At 49.2% G+C, this 759-nt stretch carries 1 pseudogene; it reads left to right on the top strand.

Annotation, left to right across the window (positions count from 1 at the left end):
* Nucleotides 1-176 precede the first annotated feature (176 nt).
* Nucleotides 177-759 (top strand): annotated as a pseudogene (gene btsR, locus CIK04_RS27930) (two-component system response regulator BtsR); the annotation flags it as partial.

The raw sequence follows: 759 nt of genomic DNA, 5'->3' as shown, positions 1-759 counted from the left end.
CAGCCCCAGCAGAAATCATTCGGACTGGGATGGAAATTGTCGATAAACGGCTTACACACCATTTTGGGCGTGACTCAGCACTAAAATCGAGGCGAAAGAGCATCAATTTACTAAAATGAGCTTTATCATTCCCCGCAGCCATCACACTGCAATTTAGCCAACAAGGTAGTAAACGGATGTTGACCGCACTGGTAATCGACGATGAACCTTTTGCTCGCGAAGAGCTCACAGACCTGCTTAGCGAAACAGGTGACATTGATGTGATTGGCGACGCCGCCAACGCGATTGTCGGCTTAAAGAAAATTAATGAGTTAAAACCGGATGTGGTGTTTCTCGATATTCAGATGCCACAAGTTACGGGCATTGAACTGCTAGGGATGATGRATCCAGACACCATGCCTTACGTCGTCTTCGTCACCGCTTACGACCAATACGCTATCCAAGCTTTTGAAGACAATGCGTTTGATTACCTACTCAAGCCCGTTGATCCAGAACGCTTACGCAAAACGGTTAAACGCCTGAGTAAAGCCGCCAGTCATTCCGCCTTGAGCCAGCACATCGCCAGTTTAGCCCAGAGACCTCGATCAAATTCCCTGTATTGGTCACAACCGCATTGTGATCATGGCGACAGAGAGCGTCGAATGTGCCTACAGCGACATCAGTGGTGTGCATGTGCGCTCAGCCAGCCAAACCGCCAGCACTCAGCTCACGTTAAAAGTGCTGGAAGAAAAACCTCATTGGTGCGCTGCCACCGCCAAT

It is taken from the genome of Vibrio sp. 03_296, assembly GCF_002265885.1.
This window is presented reverse-complemented; position numbering and strand designations above follow the sequence as displayed.